The sequence below is a fragment of the Kribbella yunnanensis genome (assembly GCF_039529655.1).
Taxonomy (GTDB): domain Bacteria; phylum Actinomycetota; class Actinomycetes; order Propionibacteriales; family Kribbellaceae; genus Kribbella; species Kribbella yunnanensis.
In genome coordinates, this window is the sequence record NZ_BAAANF010000003.1 from 219,341 (window position 1) to 233,437 (window position 14,097).

At 68.2% G+C, this 14,097-nt stretch carries 16 protein-coding genes; 11 read left to right on the forward strand and 5 right to left on the reverse strand.

The window, feature by feature from the left end; all coding sequences use genetic code 11:
* Positions 1–31: 31 nt before the first annotated feature.
* Both ABD231_RS05730 and ABD231_RS05735 read left to right on the forward strand, forming a co-directional pair.
* Positions 32–958 carry a hypothetical protein gene (locus ABD231_RS05730; protein WP_344146088.1) on the forward strand — a complete coding sequence of 309 codons (927 nt, stop codon included), beginning with the start codon at positions 32–34 and terminating at the stop codon, positions 956–958.
* A 15-nt stretch (positions 959–973) separates the two neighbouring features.
* Positions 974–1,618 (forward strand): alpha-ketoglutarate-dependent dioxygenase AlkB, encoded by a 645-nt coding sequence (locus ABD231_RS05735; RefSeq protein ID WP_344146091.1) that lies wholly within the window; start codon positions 974–976, stop codon positions 1,616–1,618.
* A gap of 13 nt (positions 1,619–1,631) precedes the next feature.
* Here ABD231_RS05735 and ABD231_RS05740 read toward each other — a convergent pair whose 3' ends face one another.
* Both ABD231_RS05740 and ABD231_RS05745 read right to left on the reverse strand, forming a co-directional pair.
* Positions 1,632–2,210, reverse strand: a complete 579-nt coding sequence (locus ABD231_RS05740; protein ID WP_344146094.1) for a Uma2 family endonuclease — start codon at positions 2,208–2,210, stop codon at positions 1,632–1,634.
* Positions 2,211–2,255: 45 nt separating this feature from the next.
* Positions 2,256–2,708: a hypothetical protein gene (locus ABD231_RS05745; protein WP_344146097.1), complete on the reverse strand. Its 453-nt coding sequence runs from the start codon at positions 2,706–2,708 to the stop codon at positions 2,256–2,258.
* 133 nt (positions 2,709–2,841) lie between these two features.
* On the opposite strand from ABD231_RS05745, the gene ABD231_RS05750 reads away from it, so the two are divergent.
* The 3 genes from ABD231_RS05750 to ABD231_RS05760 all read left to right on the forward strand — a co-directional run bounded on the left by ABD231_RS05750 (position 2,842) and on the right by ABD231_RS05760 (position 5,945).
* Positions 2,842–4,077, forward strand: a complete 1,236-nt coding sequence (locus tag ABD231_RS05750; protein ID WP_344146100.1) for an MFS transporter — start codon at positions 2,842–2,844, stop codon at positions 4,075–4,077.
* A gap of 8 nt (positions 4,078–4,085) precedes the next feature.
* Positions 4,086–4,724, forward strand: a complete 639-nt coding sequence (locus ABD231_RS05755; RefSeq protein ID WP_344146103.1) for a pyridoxamine 5'-phosphate oxidase family protein — start codon at positions 4,086–4,088, stop codon at positions 4,722–4,724.
* A gap of 78 nt (positions 4,725–4,802) precedes the next feature.
* Positions 4,803–5,945 (forward strand): sensor histidine kinase, encoded by a 1,143-nt coding sequence (locus ABD231_RS05760; RefSeq protein ID WP_344146106.1) that lies wholly within the window; start codon positions 4,803–4,805, stop codon positions 5,943–5,945.
* Here ABD231_RS05760 and ABD231_RS05765 read toward each other — a convergent pair.
* Positions 5,922–7,136 carry an alpha-hydroxy acid oxidase gene (locus tag ABD231_RS05765; protein ID WP_344146109.1) on the reverse strand — a complete coding sequence of 405 codons (1,215 nt, stop codon included), beginning with the start codon at positions 7,134–7,136 and terminating at the stop codon, positions 5,922–5,924. The genes ABD231_RS05760 and ABD231_RS05765 overlap by 24 nt on opposite strands.
* 71 nt (positions 7,137–7,207) lie before the next feature.
* Between ABD231_RS05765 and ABD231_RS05770 the strand changes: the two genes are divergently transcribed.
* Complete coding sequence (locus tag ABD231_RS05770; RefSeq protein ID WP_344146112.1) at positions 7,208–7,894, forward strand: FadR/GntR family transcriptional regulator; 687 nt, start codon at positions 7,208–7,210, stop codon at positions 7,892–7,894.
* Here ABD231_RS05770 and ABD231_RS05775 read toward each other — a convergent pair.
* Positions 7,870–8,340, reverse strand: coding sequence for a DUF6069 family protein (locus tag ABD231_RS05775; protein ID WP_344146115.1), 471 nt, complete (start codon positions 8,338–8,340; stop codon positions 7,870–7,872). The two genes, ABD231_RS05770 and ABD231_RS05775, sit on opposite strands and share 25 nt — an antisense overlap.
* Positions 8,341–8,469: 129 nt before the next feature.
* Here ABD231_RS05775 and ABD231_RS05780 point away from each other — a divergent pair, with 129 nt between their 5' ends.
* The 5 genes from ABD231_RS05780 (at position 8,470) to ABD231_RS05800 (ending at position 12,831) form a co-directional block, all read left to right on the forward strand.
* On the forward strand, positions 8,470–9,624 hold the full coding sequence (locus ABD231_RS05780) for a sensor histidine kinase (RefSeq protein WP_344146118.1): 1,155 nt from the start codon (positions 8,470–8,472) through the stop codon (positions 9,622–9,624).
* On the forward strand, positions 9,621–10,277 hold the full coding sequence (locus ABD231_RS05785; RefSeq protein WP_344146121.1) for a response regulator: 657 nt from the start codon (positions 9,621–9,623) through the stop codon (positions 10,275–10,277). Before ABD231_RS05780 ends, ABD231_RS05785 begins: the two co-directional genes overlap by 4 nt.
* A gap of 35 nt (positions 10,278–10,312) precedes the next feature.
* A complete protein-coding gene (locus tag ABD231_RS05790; RefSeq protein WP_344146124.1) occupies positions 10,313–10,978 on the forward strand; it encodes a response regulator in 666 nt (221 codons plus the stop codon).
* A gap of 97 nt (positions 10,979–11,075) precedes the next feature.
* Positions 11,076–11,996 (forward strand): ABC transporter ATP-binding protein, encoded by a 921-nt coding sequence (locus ABD231_RS05795; RefSeq protein ID WP_344146127.1) that lies wholly within the window; start codon positions 11,076–11,078, stop codon positions 11,994–11,996.
* Positions 11,986–12,831, forward strand: a complete 846-nt coding sequence (locus ABD231_RS05800; protein ID WP_344146130.1) for an ABC transporter permease — start codon at positions 11,986–11,988, stop codon at positions 12,829–12,831. Before ABD231_RS05795 ends, ABD231_RS05800 begins: the two co-directional genes overlap by 11 nt.
* Here ABD231_RS05800 and ABD231_RS05805 read toward each other — a convergent pair.
* Complete coding sequence (locus ABD231_RS05805; protein ID WP_344146133.1) at positions 12,824–14,092, reverse strand: glycoside hydrolase family 125 protein; 1,269 nt, start codon at positions 14,090–14,092, stop codon at positions 12,824–12,826. The two genes, ABD231_RS05800 and ABD231_RS05805, sit on opposite strands and share 8 nt — an antisense overlap.
* Positions 14,093–14,097: the final 5 nt, after the last annotated feature.

The window sequence follows — 14,097 nt, forward strand, 5'->3', positions numbered from 1 at the left end:
CAGCGCTCGGACATCGCCATACGGTCGCAGGGTGATACCTCGAGCCGGCGCCTACGCCCTCTGCAGCGTGCTCTACGGAACCGCGCATCTGTTCTGGGCAGCCACCGGCCCACCCGAATTCGCCCGGATCGAGTCCGTGATCGAGGCGGTGTGGATCGGGGCGATCCCGGCGTTGCTTGCGGCGGCGGGGTACACGATGCTCCGGTCCGGCCGTCGGATGGTTCGATGGGCAGCTCTCGGCGTTACCTGGCTGGGCTGCGCGGGCATGGCGGCGTACTGCCTGCTGTTGTGGCCCACGCTCGCGCAACTCCTGACGGTCCCCTTCGGCGAACCGATGAGCGGAGCCGAACTGGGCGCCGTCGGACTCCGGCTGCTGGGTACCGCGAGCGCGGCCGGTCTGGCCTACGCGGTCCGGCCGCACTTCCGCGCCCTTCGCGGAGCCTGCCTCACCTGCGGACGCTTGCACGCCACAGCGATCCCGGCGGATGCGGCTCGCATCCAGCGCTGGGGGCTGGCCGGCGCGTACTTCGCCGTGGGTTGTTGCACGATCCGGATGATCCCGGCGGTCCGGGGATGGATCGCGGCGGGCGGCATCGAAGGGCCGGCCGGGTTCGTCCTGTTCGTCGCTTTGCTGGTACTTGCCGGGACCCTGCTCCCACTGGCCCTGGCCCATTCGTGGGGTCGGGTCTGGCCCAGGTGGCTCGGCCCGCTGGCGGGTCGCCGCGTCCCGCGCTGGCTGGTCCTTGGGCCCGGCGTCATGATGAGCGTCGGACTCAGCGTGTACTTCGGGATCGGAGGTCTCACGGCGCTGCTCCTCGGCCTGACCGGAGGCGCGGTCGAGATCATCGCCTATATCGGATGGGGACTGGGCCTCGCGGTCGCATCCGCCTCGTACGCACGGCGGACGCGGCCCCGGTGCCGGACCGCCGAACCCATGGGAACAAATGTTCGAATCTAGGGTAGTGTGCTGCGTATGGGTGCTGATCTTCAGGGCTCGTTGCTGGATGCGTTCGAGGATCCGGGGTTGGGATCGCTCGACGGGATCACGCGGGCGGAGCTTGGGCAGGGCGCGTGGGTCGATGTGCTGCCGGGGTGGTTGACCGGGGCGGACCAGGTGTTCGAGCGGCTCGTGCGGGAGGTGCCGTGGTACGCGGAGAAGCGGCAGATGTACGACCGCGTGGTGGACGTGCCGCGGTTGCTGTGCTTCTACGAGGAGAGCCAGGACCTTCCGCTGCCGATCCTGGACGAAGCGCGCGACGCCTTGAGCGACCACTACCGCGAGGAGCTCGGCGAATCGTTCCGCACGGCCGGCTTGTGCTACTACCGCGACGGCCGGGACAGCGTCGCCTGGCACGGCGACCGGATCGGGCGCGGGAATCACGAGGACACGATGGTGGCCATCCTTTCGGTAGGTGAGCCGCGTGTGCTGGCGCTGCGGCCGCGGCCGGGTGGGTCGAGTGGACCGGTGGGTTCGGCGATCCGGTATCCGCTCGGGCACGGCGACTTGATCGTGATGGGTGGGTCCTGCCAACGCACCTGGGAGCACGCCATCCCCAAAGCCAGCGGCCGAGTCGGCCCCCGGATCAGCATCCAGTTCCGCCCCCGCGGCGTGCGCTGAAACCTCCGGTCAGCTACTGGCGAGCGAGAGCTGCCGGGTCCACCTGGATCGGGTAGGGCTCATCGATCGTCGAGACCACTCCCCCGAGCGCCGTGAGCGTCCGGCGGTACTTGCCGTTGCTGAGCTCGGAAACGATCAGGTGCGGACGTTTCTCCAGTTCGAGGCGCCAGTAGAACTTGATGCCGGCCTCGGCGTAGAGCTGCGGTTTGATGATCCGGTCCTGCGGCTGTGTGTGAGGCGACACAATCTCCACGACGAGAAGCACGGAGTCGCTCGGGCAGCGCGGGACGTCGGTCGCGGTGACGGCGCGGTCGATCAGCAAGAGATCTGGGGTTGCCAGGCGGCCGCCGGGGATCTCGACGTTGATCACCGGGAGCAATTCGTAGGGGGCCTGGGCTGCCACGACCGCCGCTTCCAGCAGATTGGCGAGCCGGCGCGACGCGCGCTGATGGACGGATCCCATCAGCGCTGGCGTCACCGTCAGGACGCCAGGGGTGAGTATTTCGTAGCGGGTGTGATTGCCATCGTCGGGGAGCGCTTCGACGTCTTCGATCGTCCAGGGTCCGACGTGATCCACGAATGCGATGCTCATCGATTGGTCCTCCAGCTGGCAGTGCTCGGGTCAGTCTTCCACGAGTCAGGCGGCGTTCGCTTTGGCTAGCAGGGGTTGGTAGATGTGGTCGGGGGTGGCTATGTAGAAGGCCAGGAGGGGGACTTGGGCGGCTTGGCAGAGGTGGGTGGCGGCGGTGGACCATTCGTTGTCTACTTCGGGCCAGGTGGGTGGGCCGGGGCGGCCTAGGGCCAGGAGGAGGCAGGAACCGGGCTCGGAGCGGAGGGCGAGCACGAGCGGGTGCATGGCTGTTGCGCAGAGGCCGGGAGGGTCCAGGGGTACGTCCTGTTCGGCGAATTCTGCGGGCAGGTCGATGGCTACTACGGCTCGGAAGCGGGCGTCGGGGCCGCAGAGGATGGCCGTGAAGGTGCCGTTGTGGCGGTCACGGTCACTGACCATGAGATCGACGACGTCGGCGGCGAGGGTGGGGTCGGTGAGGGGCTGGTCGGACCATTCGGGGGCTAAGTCAAGGAAGCTCATACCAAGAATGTGCCGTGGCTTCCGGCCCGGATCCGCGTTATCCACAGGGCAGTTCTACAGCGGACAATTGGCCCACCTGACTGGAACGAAAGTGGATCTGCAGCTTGGGCCGCTGTGGCCATAGGCTCAGTGCATGATGACGAACAAGTTCTTGCCGCCCGCGGGAGCACCGCGTGATCTGGCGATGGCACAGCTGGCGAACTCGGTCGGGGACGGGGCGTTCGTCGTCACGTCGGCGTTGTTCTTCACGCGGGTGGTTGGGCTCTCGGAGGCTCAGGTCGGGCTGGGGCTGACGATCGCGTGGCTGGTCGGGTTCCTGGCGGGTGTGCCGCTGGGGCACTTGGCGGACCGGAAGGGGCCGCGGGTGGTCGCCATCCTGCTGGCATTGAGTACGGCGATCTCAGTCTCGGCGTTCTTGTTCGTTCGGAGCTTCCCGCTCTTCCTGGTGGCTGCAATCGCCTACGCGTGCAGCCAGACCGGGCTGACGGCGGCTCGGCAGGCGTTGCTCGCCGGGCTGATCGCACCGGCCGAGCGGACGCGGATCCGGGCGTTCCTGCAGGCCACGGTGAACGGCGGGCTGGCGGTCGGCGCGCTGCTGGGCGGGATCGCGCTGCGGTTCGACACGGAGGCGGCGTACCTGGTGGTCTTTGCGGTGGATGCGGTGAGTTTCTTGATCGCGGCCGCGCTGATCCGTCGGGTGCCGGCGGTCGCGGTGACCGTGCGGGTCCAGGGTGAGCCGCGGCTCGCCGTACTGCGGGATCGTCCGTACGCCGTTCTGGCGCTGCTGAACTCGATCATGCTGCTGTTCATGCCGCTGATCAGCCTGATCGGCCCGCTCTGGATCGTCACTCGCACCGATGCGCCGAGCTGGGCGGTCGCTTCGCTGATGATCGTGAACACGGTTGGCGTGATGGTCTTCCAGGTGCGGGTCGCTCGCACGGTGCGCGATCTGCGCACTGCGACCAAGTCGGTCCGGTACGCCGGGATCGCGATGCTGGCCGCCTGCGGCGTGTTCGCATTCACCGCGATGGATCTGCAGCCTGCAGTCGCTGCCGGAGTGCTGGTGGTGGCCGCGGCGCTGCTGACGCTGGGCGAGATGAAGCTGGCCTCGGGTGCGTGGGAGATCAGCTTCGGTTTGGCGCCGGCTGACAAGCAGGGGCAGTACCAGGGGTTCTTCGGTACCGGTCCGGCGATCGCCAGGATGCTCGGCCCGGCGCTGCTGACCACGGTGGTCCTGGGCTGGGGTCCGATCGGCTGGATCATCGTCGGAGCGCTGTTCCTTGGGACCAGTGTGGGAACTGGTCCCGCCGTAAAATGGGCAGCGCGGACGCGGGCCGTCAGTGTGGACGGTTCGGCCGTGGTCGCCTGAGGAGTCTGATGGATATCCCCGGTCTGGTCGAGGTCACGACGTACGAGGAACTGCGCGAGATTGTGCCGCCCCCGCTCGGCGCAGCGGTCGACAAGGAGCGCAAGGAGCTGCACCCGCTCGACCGCGATTGGCTGGCCGCCTCGCCGTTCGTGCTGATGGCCACCTCGGCGGCTGACGGCACCTGTGATGTCTCGCCGAAGGGTGATCCGGCCGGGTTCACGCTGGTGCTCGACGACACCACGATCGCGATCCCGGACCGGGCCGGTAACCGGCGGGTGGACAGCTTCGAGAACATCATCAGCAATCCGCACGTCGGGCTCATCTACTTCCTGCCGGGTCGCACGGACACGCTGCGGATCAACGGGCGGGCCCGGCTCGTCAAGGAAGCACCGTTCTTCGATCAGATGATCGTCAAGGGGAACCGGCCGCAGCTCGCACTGCTGGTGGAGATCGAGGAGGTCTACCACCACTGCTCGAAGGCGTTCCTGCGGTCCAAGCTGTGGAAGCCGGAGACCTGGGATGTCGACGCGGCGCCGAGCCGGGCGGAGATCTCGAAGGCCTTGGAGCGCAAGGACGCCAGCCTGGCCGAGCTGGAGAAGTACTACGGCCAGGAGTACGAGGACAAGATCTACGACGTCAAGTACTGAGTACTGCGCCTGGCGTACAAGCGAATACTCCGTGGCGACGATGACATCGCGGGGCGCAGCGCCGTACGGTTCCTTACTGTGACCACCACTGACCACTATCCCCAGGTACGGCGGATTCTGCTGCCGCTGGCGATGTCCGTGTTCGGTGTGGTGGGGTCGTTCGGGGCGGCGAACAACGGGCAGTTCGACCGGCGACCGGCGGACTGGTTCATGGTGCTGCTGATCCTGAAGGGGTCCCTGTCGCTGTACTGGCTGCGGACCCACCTGATCCCCGTGCTGTGGGCAACGGTTGTGTCGACGCTGATCTACATGCTGATGCAGTATCCGTACGGCCCGGTGATCTTCCCGTTCATCATCGCGGTGTTCACAACCATCCGGCTCGGGCATCGACTGGTCGGGTGGTCGGCGCTGGCCGCGCTGTACATCGGGCATGTCGGCGGGCGGATGGTGCTCGGCATCAACGAAGACGGGGTCTACCAGATCCTGTTGGTCGGCTTCTTCTTCGTTCTGCTGGGCACTATCTCGGAGCTGTTCCGGGCGCACCGCGAGCGCGTGACTGCGTCAGAGCGCACGCGGCGGGAGGCGGAGCTGCGGCAGGCCAGTGAGGAGCGGCTGCGGATCGCACAGGAACTGCACGACGTCGTTGCGCACCACATCTCGCTGATCAACGTGCAGGCGTCGACTGCACTGCACCTGGCCGATCGGCAGCCCGAACAGGCCGCACCGGCGCTGGCTGCGATCAAGGACGCCAGCAAAGAAGCCCTGGTGGAGCTACGCGCGATCGTCGGCATCCTGCGGCAGGCCGACGAGTCGGCACCGCGCCAACCGGTCGCCGGCCTGGATCGGCTCGACCATCTGGTCAGCCGGACGTCCATGGCGGGTCTGGAGGTGCACACCGTGATCCATGGTGAGTCACGTCCGCTGCCGACCGGGCTGGACCGCGCTGCGTTCCGCATCATCCAGGAGTCGCTGACCAACGTCGTACGGCATGCCAAGGCGACCACTGCGACCGTGCGGATCCAGTACGGCGAGGAGTCGCTCGTGGTCCAGGTTGACGACAACGGGCAGTCGCTGGCCGGTGCACCCACCGAAGGCAATGGCATTGTCGGCATGCGCGAGCGCGCGACCGCACTCGGTGGGACCCTGGCGACGACCCGCACCCCCGTTGGCGGACTGCGGGTCGTCGCGACGCTGCCGCTAGTCGGGCAAGCGAACGTGTGACGGGCTGAGCTCGGCGACGCTCGAGACGCCGAGCAGCGCCATGGTGCGTCGGACCTCGCTCGTGAGGATGTCCGTGGCGCGGGCGACACCGCGCTGGCCGCCGGCCATCAGGCCGTACAGGTACGCGCGGCCGACCAGGCAGGCGTCGGCGCCGAGAGCCACCGCGGCGACGATGTCGGCGCCGGACATGATGCCGGTGTCGAGGTAGATCTCTGCGTCCGAACCGATCGCCTTGCGGACGTCCGGGAGGATGCGCAGCGGAGTCGGCGCGCGGTCGAGCTGGCGGCCGCCGTGGTTCGAGAGCACGATCGCGTCCGCGCCGGCGTCGACCACGCGGCGGGCGTCGTCGACGGTCTGGATGCCCTTGACGATCAGCGGGCCGTCCCAGATCGACCGCAGCCAGGTCAGGTCGTCGATCGTCATGGTCGGATCGAAGAGCTTGTCCAGCAGCTCGGCGACCGTACCGTCCCAGCTGGACAGGGAGGCGAACGTCAGCGGGCGGGTGGTGAGCAGGTTGGCCCACCAGGCCGGGTGCATCGACGCGTCGAGCACGGTCTTCGCGGTCAGCGACGGCGGGATGGTGAAACCGTTGCGTACGTCGCGCAGGCGCGCACCCGCGACCGGCACGTCGACCGTCAGCATGAGCGCCTCGTAGCCGGCGGCGGCGGAGCGCTTGACCAGGTCCTCGCCGGAGTCGCGGTCCTTCCAGACGTACAGCTGGAACCACTTCCGCGCGTCCGGGGCGGCCGCGGCGACGTCCTCGATCGAGGTGGTGCCCATGGTCGAGAGCGCGTACGGGATACCGCTCTCTTGGGCGACCTTGACGACCGCGCTCTCGCCCTCGTGGTTCATCATCCGGGTGAACCCGGTCGGCGCGAACGCGAACGGCAACTCCGAGCGCTTGCCGAGGATCGTCGTACCGAGGTCGATCTCGGAGACGTTGCGCAGGATCGACGGCTGCAGCTCCATCTCGGCGAACAACCGGCGAGCGCGGCCGAGGCTGATCTCGGACTCGGCCGCGCCATCGGTGTAGTCGAAGACCGAGCGCGGTGTCCGGCGCTTCGCGATCGCGCGGAGATCGGCGATGGTGAGCGCTCTCTCGAGGCGGCGCTCGGTCGGGTTCGTGGTGATCGGCTTGGCCCGCAGGAGCGGCCTCAGCTCGGACCATTTCGGTAGCTGGCGGTCGGTCATCGGCACTCCAGAGAAGATGTGGTCGGACCACACCCTACCCTGTGGTCCGACCACACGGGTAGAGTCGCCGGGTGAAGAACTACGAGCTGGTGCTGCATCGGGTCGAGGCGGATCTGGCGGCCGGGCGGCTGCGGATCGGCGGGAGACTGCCCGGAGAGCGCGTTCTCGCGGAGCAGCTCGGGATCAGCCGGCCGTCGGTGCGGGAGGCGGTTCGGGTGCTGGAGGCGATGGGGGTCGTCCGCACCGCGACCGGGTCCGGGCCGGAGGCGGGTGCGGTGATCGTGGCCGAGCCGGTGTCCCCGCTGACCGCCGTACTGCGGTTGCACCTGGCAACCAACCATCTGCCGATGGGTGACGTCGTGCAGACCCGGGTCCTGCTGGAGTCCTGGGCCGCGAAGGAGGCTGCTGGTCGGTCCCCCGAGTTGGCCCCGGTGATCGAACTGCTGGATCGGATGGATGCGCCGGGAATGTCGCCGGAGGAGTTCCACCGCCTCGACGCGGAGTTCCATGTGGCGTTGGCGGGACTCGCCGGCAATGTGTTGATCGCGGCAGTGATGGAGTCGTTGCGGTCGGCAATCCACGGGTACGTGCTGGCCGCCGTACCGAACCTGCCGGACTGGGAGGCGACCGCGGTCGGCCTGAGGAGTGAGCACCGCGCGATCGTGAAGGCACTGGCGGCCGGGGACGCGGACAGCGCGGCCGGGTTGGTGACCGCGCATATCCAGGCGTTCTATCAGGCTGCCCGGTTGCCTTCGTAGCAACGTTCGACGGCGGAGAGCGCGGTCCGGCGCAGGCCGAGGATGACGATCGCGCCGACCAGCAGGTGGAAGGACGCGAGGCCGAGCTTGGCGCCGATGCCGATCCCGCCGGTGAGCGGGCTGCCGAGGGACATCAGGCAGGAGATCGCGGCGACGATCGTCCAGGCCCTGCGGGCGCCGATCGCGAAGCGCTCCAAGATCGCCAGCAGTGCCCAGCCGGCGAACGCGAGCGCAGCCGTCGAGATCGCGATCATGGGCGCGCCGATGTGCTGCAGTACGCCGCCCTGTCGTGCATCCAGCGTGAGCCCGGCCACGGGGACGAGGACCGCCCACCACGATGCCGCCGCGATCGTGGCCACCCCGACCACCAGCAACCGGCTCCGATCGGTACGGCGGCGCGCGGCCGGCTTGGCGGTGGTGGGGACGGACGAGGTGATGGTCTGCATTTCAGCCTCCGGGAGTGGTTGTTGCCACCAAGGTGACTGAAAGCCGGCCGTTCGGGCATCGGTCCGACGGCTGTGCACCTTCTACTTTGGTCGGTGGTGGCTGGACGGACGGCGGCTTAGGGTCTGGGCATGGAAACTGAGGACTGTCCGCCGACGGGGCGGCGGTTGGCCTGGGGTCCCTGGATGGTTGTCGCCATTGGTCTCTTGACGGCGCTGACGATCGTCGGGCGGATGGCGGACCCGAGTCATCCGCGGCGGGTGGTGCTGGACATTGCGGTGGGTGTTGCCAGCACCGCATTGATGGTGCTGTTGCCGCGGCGCCCCGTACCCACGGCGCTCGGGATGGCGTTCCTGGTGATGTTGTCACCAGCGGGGACACCAGCCAGTACGGCGGCAACTATCGGAATCGCACTGCGGATGCCGCAGCGAACGGCGATCGCGGTGACGGCGGTTCAGATCGTCGCGCATCTGGTGCAGGGAGCGTGGCGACCGGTTGCCGGATTGCCGTTCTTCTGGTTCGCGGTACTGGACGTCGCGGTGCATGCGGCCTTGCTGGGTTGGGGATTGTGGACCCAGGCTCGGCAGCAGTTGTTCGACTCGCTGCTGGATCGGGCACGACGGGCGGAGGCCGAGCAGGGGCGCCGAGTCGCGGAGGCGCGGACGCTTGAGCGAACCAAGATGGCTCGGGAGATGCACGACGTACTGGCTCATCGGTTGTCGTTGCTGGCCACGTATGCGGGGGCGCTGGAGTACCGGCCGGATTCGTCGCCGGAGAAGTTGGCGCAGGCTGCGGGGGTGATTCGGACCGGCGTGCATCAAGCGCTGGACGAGCTGCGCGAGGTGATCAGCGTGCTGCGTGACACCGAGATCGAGGAGGGACCGGGCGGGCGGCCGCAGCCGACGTTCGGAGATGTGCAAGGGCTCGTGGAGGAATCGCGAGCGGCCGGGACGACGGTCGTGTACGACGAACAGGTGGCGGACGCCATGTCATTGCCTCCGGCAACCGGACGAACGGCGTACCGGATTGTGCAGGAGGGACTGACGAACGCTCGCAAGCACGCGGCCGGACATCCGGTGACGGTCACCGTGACCGGGCAGCCCGGGATCGGGTTGCGGATCGAGCTGACCAACCCCGGATCGAACGGCGTACCGCTGGCACCCGGGAGCGGGACCGGACTGGTGGGGCTGACCGAGCGGGTGCAGCTGGCCGGCGGGACGCTCGACCATCAGCGGGAGCCCGGTGGCGGGTTCCGGCTCGCCGCCTCGCTACCGTGGCCGACATGAGTGAGCCGATCATCCGGGTACTGGTGGTGGACGACGATGCGCTGGTTCGGGCGAGTCTCGAGATGATGCTGGACGGGGCCAATGGAATCTCGGTGGTCGGGCAGGCCGCTGATGGGGACGAAGTGCAGGCTGCCGTCGACGCACACTGCCCGGACCTGGTGCTGATGGATCTGCGGATGCCGCGGGTGGACGGAATCGTCGCGACCCAGCGGGTGCGGGCGCGGCCGAATCCGCCCGAGGTCGTGGTGCTGACCACGTTCGACACCGACGAGAACGTGCTGCACGCGCTGCGCGCCGGGGCCAGCGGGTTCCTGCTGAAGGACACGCCGCCGACCCAGATCGTCGACGCCGTACGGCGGGTTGCGGCCGGGGACCCGATCCTCTCCCCCGCGATCACCCGGCGGCTGATGGACCGCGCCGCCACCCAGGCCGACGCGCACACGATCGCGCAGGAGTCGCTGAAACGGCTCTCACCGCGCGAGTACGACGTGATGCTGGCGGTCGCGCAGGGTAAGGCGAACGCGCAGATCGCCGCCGAGCTGTACATGAGCCTGGCGACGGTGAAGGCGCACATCTCGCACATCCTGACCAAGCTGGAGCTCGGGAACCGCACCCAGATCGCATTGCTGGCCCACGACGCGGGACTCGCCTGATCGCTATGGCCCGGCCCAAGCATTAACGTGACCGCATGATCAGGGTGTTGCTGGCGGATGACCAGGCGTTGGTGCGGGCCGGATTCCGGGCGTTGCTGAACGCCGAGGACGACATCACCGTGATCGGTGAGGTGTCCGACGGCGCCGAGGCGGTCGCCGTGGCGCGGGCCGAGAAGCCCGATGTCGTACTGATGGACATCCGGATGCCGGGAACCGACGGGCTGGCCGCGACCCGGATGATCGGTGCGGACGAGTCGCTGGCCGATGTCCATGTAGTGATCCTGACGACGTTCGACCTGGACGAGTACGTGTTCGAGGCGCTTCGGGTCGGGGCTAGCGGGTTCCTGGTGAAGGACACCGAGCCGGTTGAGCTGCTGCAGGCGGTTCGGGTTGTCGCGAGGGGGGATGCGCTGCTGTCGCCGGGGGTGACGCGGCGGCTGGTGGCGGAGTTCGCGAGCCGGAGCCGGCAACCGCATGCCAGCAATGAGCTCGACGTACTGACCGAGCGCGAGAAGGAGATCGTCGCGCTCGTCGGAGAGGGTCTGTCGAACGACGAGATCGCCGAGCGGCTCGTGCTCAGTCCGGCGACTGCGAAGACGCACGTGAGCCGGGCGATGATCAAGCTCGGGGCCCGCGATCGTGCGCAACTGGTCGTCGTGGCGTATCAGACCGGGCTCGTCCGGCCGGGGTGGCTGGGCTGACGCAGACGGGGCGGTCCGCCCTACTCCGCAGGAGGTAGGCGCGGTCACTCCCGGCAGCCGACGCGGAACAGGTGCGTCTACCGGCAGTCTCGTTGTCATGAACGAGACAGGGGTTCCACTGGTCGAGGTGATCGGCCTGACGAAGAGGTACGGCGACACGCTCGCGGTCGACGGTGTCGACCTGACGGTCCTGCCGGGTGAGGTGTACGGGTTCCTCGGGCCGAACGGCGCCGGGAAGACCACGACGCTGCGGATTCTGACCGGGCTGATCGCGCCGACCACCGGGACGATCAAAGTGCTGGGTGGGCGGCCGGGGAGTCCCGACGTACTGGGCAAGACGGGGTCGATGATCGAGTCGCCCGCGTTCTACCCGTATCTGTCCGGGCTGGACAACCTGCGGTTGCTCGCCGAGTACGCCGAGGTGCCGCGACAGCGGATCGACGAGGTGCTGGAGCTTGTCGACCTGCGGGATCGCGCCCGCGACCGGTTCTCGACGTACTCCCTGGGGATGAAGCAGCGGCTCGGGGTGGCGGCCGCGCTGCTGAAGGATCCGGAGCTGGTGATCCTGGACGAGCCGACCAACGGTCTCGACCCGGCGGGTATGCGCGACATGCGTCGGCTGATCCGCGAACTCGGGTCCGACGGACGCACCGTGCTGCTCTCCAGCCACCTGCTCGGCGAGGTGCAGCAGATCTGCGACCGGGTCGGCATCATCGACTCCGGCCGGATGGTTGCCGAGCACAACGTCGAGGACCTGCTCGGCAACCAGGAACTCCTGGTCCGCGCCGAACCCCAGCCGGCCGCGTACGCCGTACTGACCAAGCTGCTCGGCACGAACGCCGTGCACCGGTACGACGAAACGCTCCGCGTGCAAGTGGATCCGGGGCGGGCGGCCGAGGTGAACCGGGTTCTCGTCGAGGCCGGGGTCGCCGTGTCCGAGTTGCACAGCACCGAACGCGCTCTCGAGGACCTGTTCTTCGAGCTGACGACCAGTGAGGAGAAGGCTGATGTTGGGTAGCTATCGCGCGGAACTGTTGAAGCTCCGCAAGCGCTCCGCGGTCTGGGTACTGTTCGGCGCCGGTCTGGTCCTGAGCCTGATCTTCGGCTACCTACTCCCCTACCTGGGCTACGCGACCGGCGATCAGAATCCGCAGACCACCGGCGTCCCCCGGGACGCGATTCTGGCCGGGATGCTCCCGGCACGAGTCATCGACAACACGATCGGCGGCTACCCGATCTTCGCGGGTGCGCTCGCGCTGGTCCTCGGCGCGATCGTGATCGGCGGCGAGTACACCTGGGGCACGCTGAAGACGATCTTCACCCAGCGGCCGGGGCGTGCCTCGATTCTCGGTGCCCAGTTCCTCGGACTCGCCACGATGATCGCGCTGTGGGTGCTCGGGATCTTCACCGCCTGCGCCCTGTGCAGTATCGGAATCGCAGCAGCAGAAGGCGGATCCATGAGCTGGCCCAGCTTGGTCGACATCCTGCAGGGGCTCGCCGGCGGTTGGCTGGTCCTGATGACCTGGTGCCTGGCCGGCGCCGCCCTGGCCGTTGCCTTCCGCAACGTTGCGCTGCCGATCGGACTCGGGGTCGTGTGGATCCTCGGTATCGAGACCTTGCTGGCCGGCGTGGTCAACAGCCTGCTGCCCGACCTCAAGTTCCTGTCCAACGCGCTACCGGGAGCCAACGCCGGTTCGCTGGTGTTCGCGGTGACCGGAATGGCCACCGGCGACGCGCCTCCCGGCGTACGGGATGCGGTCGACGGCGGCCGGGCCCTCGCAACCTTGCTGGCCTACTGCCTGATCTTTGCCGGAGTCGCCGCATGGACGACGAGGCGGCGAGACGTCACCTGATGCCGGCGTGGACGAGGGCGAGCTCGCAGAACATCGCGTTGGCCCAGGAGAACCACTCGCGGGTGAACTGGGTCGGGTCGTCGACATCGAACCCTTCGTGCATGAGTCCGGTGCCGCCGGTAGTGTCGCGGAGGAGCTCCAGCAACTGCTGGCGTTCTTCCGCTGAAGTGCTCGAAATGCCTTGCACGGCAAGGGCGATGTGCCAGATGTAGCGGGGCGGGGTGTGCGGGCTGCCGATGCCGGAGGCCGCCGTACCGGTGTAGTAGTAGGGGTTCTCCGGGCTCAGCAGGAGCTTGCGGGTCGCCAGGTACGTCGGGTCGTCGGGCGCGGCGAACCCGGAGAGCGGAGCGCTCAGCAGCGACGGCATGTTGGCGTCGTCCATCAGCAGCGACTCACCCATCCCGTCCACCTCGTAGGCGTAGACGCGCCCGTACTCCGGGTGGTCGACCGTCCCGTGCTGAGCGATGCCGTCCTCGATCGAGGCCTTCAGCTCCTTGGCCCGCGCGGCCAGCTCCGAGTCGTCGAGCACCGACGCGGCGATCTCCTCCAGGTAGCCCAGCACCACCGCGGCGAACATGTTCCCCGGCACGTTGAACCCGAGATCGGTCGCGTCGTCACTCGGCCGGAACGCGCTCCACGACATCCCGGTCGGCTGGGTGAGTCGCCCGAGGCCACCACGGACCAGGCTGTCGGACGGGCGGTCGTCGTGCCGCTGGAACCGGTACGGCGAACGCGCCTCGTGATCCTGCTCGACCGTCCACAGCTCGAGGATCGCCTCGGCCGCCGGGCGGAACCGCGCGTCGATCACGTCGGCACGGCCGGTGATCCGCCACAGCTTGTAGGCCAGGTCGAGTGGGAAACACAGCGAGTCGATTTCGTACTTGCGCTCCCACACCCACGGCGACATCTCGGTCTCGTCGGTCGTGTGCCCGGCGCCGTTCGCTTCCTTGTTGAAGGCGTTCGCATACGGATCCAGTACGACGTACTCCAGTTGCCGGTGCAGTACGCCGATCAGCACGTCCTGCAGGCCCGGATCGTCCTTGCACAGCAGCAGGTAGGGGCGCAGTTGCGCCGCGGAGTCGCGCAACCACATGGCCGGGATGTCGCCGGTCAGCACGAACGTCGTCCCGTCCGGCAACCGCTCGGACACGGCCGGCAGGTTCTCGGCCATCGACCGCCGGAACATCTCCGCGATCACGTCGTCCCCACTGGCCGCGCGGACCTTCTCGGTGGCACCGGCCAGCACGTCGGGATCGATCATCTTCT